Below are 4445 nucleotides of genomic sequence, written 5' to 3' on the forward strand. Positions count from 1 at the left end.
CGCCGCACGCGTGCCGGGGCCCCGTCCGTCTCCGCGTCCTGCGGCGGATGCCGGACCGCTCTCAGGCGCCCGGCGCGTCCGCCGCTTCGACCTCTTCGCGGGTGATGCCCAGCAGATAGAGCACGGTGTCCAGGAACGGCACGTTCACCGCCGTGTGCGCCGCCTGACGGACGACGGGCTTGGCGTTGAACGCCACCCCGAGACCGGCGGTGTTCAGCATGTCAAGATCGTTGGCGCCGTCCCCGATCGCCACCGTCTGCGCCAGCGGAACACCCGCCTGCTCGGCGAAGCTGCGGAGCAGACGGGCCTTGCCCGCCCGGTCCACGATGTCGCCCACCACGCGTCCGGTGAGCTTCCCGTCGACGATCTCCAAGGTGTTGGCCGAGGCGAAGTCCAGCCCCAGCCGCTCCTTGAGGTCATCCGTGACCTGGGTGAACCCGCCCGACACGACGCCGACTTGGTAGCCGAGCCGCTTCAGGGTGCGGATGAGGGTGCGGGCCCCGGGGGTCAGCCGCACCTCGGCGCGCACCTTCTCCACCACGGACTCGTCGAGTCCGGCCAGCAGGGCGACCCGGGCGTGCAGGGACTGCTCGAAGTCCAGCTCCCCGCGCATCGCCTGCTCGGTCACCGCGGCGACCTCCTTCTCGCAGCCCGCGTGCGCGGCGAAGAGCTCGATCACCTCGTCCTGGATCAGCGTGGAATCCACGTCCATCACCACCAGGCGCTGGGCCCGACGGCTCAGACCGGCCGACATCACCGCCACGTCCACACCGATCTGCGCGGCCCCGACCGCCAGCGCGGTCCGCAGCTCCTCGGTGCCCGCTCCGGAGACCGCGAACTCGACGGCGGTCACCGGATACTTCGCGAGCCGGAAGATCCGGTCGATGTTGGCGCCGGTCGAGGTGATCCTGGCCGCTATGGCGGCGGTCGACTCCGCGGTCAGCGGGTTGCCCAGCACGGTCACGTGGGAACGGCCGTCGCCGCGCGGGCGGTTGTCGCCCGTACCCGAGATGATCTCGGCCTGGAGCTTGATGGACTCGGCCCAGCTGTGCACGGTCGCCCGCAGATCGCCCTCGGTGGTGCCGCCGGCGACCGGGGCCGTCACCAGCACGCACAGCACGATCCGGCCACGGGTGACGACCTGCTCGATGTCCACGACGTCCACCGCGTAGGCGGCGAGCGTGTCGAAAAGCCCGGCGGTGATGCCGGGACGGTCCTTCCCGAAGATCTTCACGAGAAGAGTGGGGGAGTCGCTGCCCGGACGGGACCCAGGAAGCTCGGAGGACGAGGGAGACTGAGGTGGCTGAGATGCGCTCATGGTGGTTCCACCGTATCGGTCGCCGCCGGAGCCCCGGCAGGCCGTCCCGAGTAACGGACACCCGGCCCCCGTCCCCCTGGAAACCGTCCGGAGCCTTCGCGGGGTGCCGTCCGGCGCCGCTTGCCGGGGCTGCTTCCGCGAGCCCGTCGTACGCCGCGCCCGCCCTGTCCCCCGCCGGACCTGCGCCGAACCCCTCGCGGTACCCGCCTCACGGCCCTCGCCCAACCTGCCCCCGACCCCGCCGTGTCCGCCGGTCGGACCCCCGCCGGGCCCACCGCGCCCACGCGGGCCGGGCCGTCCGGCTTTCGGATCGGGGAGTGTCCCTGGAATAGTGCCCCCCGATGTTCAGCATCCTCGGGCTTCCCGCAGCGGGGGCGAATCGGGGGACGACAAGTGGGGCGCGGAGTGCCGGAACTCGTACTGGAATTGAATGGCAGAACCTGGACGCTCGATCCGTCCAGGTCGTACACGCTCGGACGTGATCCACAGGGGGACCTGACGTTCGAAGACGCCCGGGTCTCGTGGCGGCACGCCACGATCAGCTGGAGCGGGCGCGACTGGGTCGTCGAAGACCATGGCAGCACCAACGGCACCTACGTGCGCGGCACCCGTGTGCAGCGGACGGAGATCGGGCCCGGCACCGAGGTACGCCTCGGCAACGCCCAGGACGGGCCGAGGATCGGCGTCGGCGCCGCCGCCCCGGCCCCGCAGCGGGCCCAGGCCGGACAGGCCCAGCAGGCGGCGGCGTACCAGCCGCCCGCGTCGCGGGCCCAGCAGACCGGACCGGCCCAGCAGGGGGCGCCGTACCAGCCGCCGGCCGTCCCGTACCAGCCTCCTGTCGCGCCCGTGCCGCAGCAGCCCTGGCAGCAGCCGCAGGACCGGGGGGCGCAGGACCCGGGGGCCAGGGTCCCGCACCAGCAGGACCACGCGGCGGGCGCCGGTGGACCGGTGCACAGCGACCGCAGCCCGACCACCTTCCACCAGCTGGCACTGGGCCGGGTCATGCGCATCGGCCGTGCCCTGGAGAACGAACTGGTCGTCTCCGACCTCCAGGTCTCACGCCAGCACGCCGAATTCCACGCGACCCCCGACGGCCGCTTCGAGATCCGCGACCTCGGCTCGCACAACGGCACGTACGTCAACGGTCAGCAGCTCCAGAAGTCCGGCTCCGCGCTCCTCGGGCCGAACGACATCGTCGCCGTCGGCCACTCCACCTTCCGGCTGGTCGGCGACCGGCTGGAGGAGTTCGTCGACACCGGTGAGGTCTCCTTCTCCGCCCGCCACCTCACGGTGACGGTCGACGGCGGCAAGCAGATCCTCAAGGACGTCTCCTTCGGCATCCCCGAGAAGTCGCTGGTCGCGGTCATCGGCCCGTCCGGCTCCGGCAAGTCCACCCTGCTCAAGGCGCTCACCGGCTACCGGCCCGCCAACCACGGCGACGTCCTCTACGACAACCGTGACCTCTACAAGCAGTTCGCCGAGCTGCGCCAGCGCATCGGGCTCGTGCCGCAGGACGACATCCTGCACAAGGAACTCAAGGTCACCAAGGCGCTGAAGTACGCGGCCAAGCTCCGCTTCCCCGCAGACACCACCGAGGCCGAGCGTCAGGCACGCATCCACGAGGTCCTCGTCGAGCTGAAGCTCGACGTGCACAAGGACAAGATGGTCACCTCCCTCTCCGGCGGACAGCGCAAGCGGGTCTCGGTCGCCCTGGAGCTGCTGACCAAGCCGTCCCTGATATTCCTGGACGAGCCGACCTCGGGTCTCGACCCGGGCATGGACCGCGACGTGATGCAGCTGCTGCGCGGCCTCGCCGACGACGGCCGTACGGTCCTCGTCGTCACCCACTCCGTGGCCGAGCTGGCGATCTGCGACAAGCTCCTCGTCATGGCACCCGGCGGTGTGGTGGCGTACTTCGGTCCGCCGGAGGAGGCGCTCAACTTCTTCGGCTACGACACCTGGGCCGACGTCTTCTCCGCCTTCGAGAACTACCGCGACTACGACTGGGCCGGCCGCTGGCGCGGCTCGCAGCACTACCAGCTGTACGCCGCCGACATCGACGCCGTCGCCGCGCAGCCCGTGAACATGGCACCGCCGCAGCTGCTGCGCCCGCCCAAGCCGCAGGGCTGGGTGACACAGCTGTGGACCCTGATCCGCCGGTACGTCTCGGTCATCGCGTCCGACCGGCTTTTCCTCGGCCTGATGGTCGTGCTGCCCGCGGTCCTGGGCGCCGTCAGCATGGTCATCCCGGCCAAGTACGGCCTGGTCGGGCCGACCAACCCGCACAAGTTCAACGGCAAGGCCGCCACGATCCTGCTGGTCCTCGCGGTGGGCATGTGCCTCACCGGCGCGGCGAACTCCGTACGGGAACTGATCAAGGAACGCGTCATCTACGAACGGGAACGGGCCACCGGCCTCTCCCGGTCCGCGTACCTGATGTCCAAGGTCATCGTCCTCGGCGTGATCACGGCGCTGCAGGGCGTCATCATCTGCGCCATCGGCCTCTCCAGCCGGCAGCTGCCGACGGAAGGGCTCGTCCTGCCCCCGGCCGTCGAGATCTGCCTCGCGATCAGCGCGGTCGGCTTCACCTCGATGATGTTCGGCCTGGTCATCTCGTCGCTGGTGAGTACCGCCGAGAAGACCATGCCGTTGCTCGTCATGTTCACGATCACGCAGTTCGTCTTCCCCGGGGTGCTCTTCCAGATCTACGGTTCGCCCGGCCTGGAGCAGTTCGCCTGGCTGATGCCGTCCCGCTGGGCCGTGGCCGCGGCCGGCGCGACGCTCGACCTCTCCCGCCTCATGCCGCCGTGGGACCCCGAGCACCCCGCCGACGTGGACCAGCTGTGGGAGCACGCCACGGGCGTGTGGGCCACCGACCTCGCGGTGCTGCTGGGGCTCGGCGTCATCTGCTGCTTCGTGGTCGCGCGGCTGCTGCGCCGCCACGAGCCCGAGGTGATGCGCAAGTAGCGCGGTACGGCGCGTACCGGCCGGGCAGCGCCGGGTGCAGGGCGTCGTACCCCGCTCCGGATCCGGACCCCGCCTCGACGACCTTGAGCGCCTCGCGCGCATGGACCTGAGCGCCGTCGCCGTCGCCGACTGACCGGCCGACTCGGCCGGCCCGACCGAC

General features: G+C 71.0%; 2 protein-coding genes. One reads left to right on the forward strand and one right to left on the reverse strand.

Annotation, left to right across the window (positions count from 1 at the left end; genetic code table 11):
* Positions 1 to 61 precede the first annotated feature (61 nt).
* Positions 62 to 1318: a phosphoserine phosphatase SerB gene (gene serB, locus ACFWEP_RS32160; RefSeq protein ID WP_387375450.1), complete on the reverse strand. Its 1257-nt coding sequence runs from the start codon at positions 1316 to 1318 to the stop codon at positions 62 to 64.
* A 393-nt stretch (positions 1319 to 1711) separates the two neighbouring features.
* On the opposite strand from serB, the gene ACFWEP_RS32165 reads away from it, so the two are divergent.
* A complete protein-coding gene (locus ACFWEP_RS32165; protein ID WP_387375452.1) occupies positions 1712 to 4285 on the forward strand; it encodes an FHA domain-containing protein in 2574 nt (857 codons plus the stop codon).
* Positions 4286 to 4445: the final 160 nt, after the last annotated feature.

Origin of the sequence: Streptomyces sp. NPDC060198 (genome assembly GCF_042728415.1) — a bacterium.
In the GTDB taxonomy this organism is placed as follows: Bacteria; Actinomycetota; Actinomycetes; order Streptomycetales; family Streptomycetaceae; genus Streptomyces.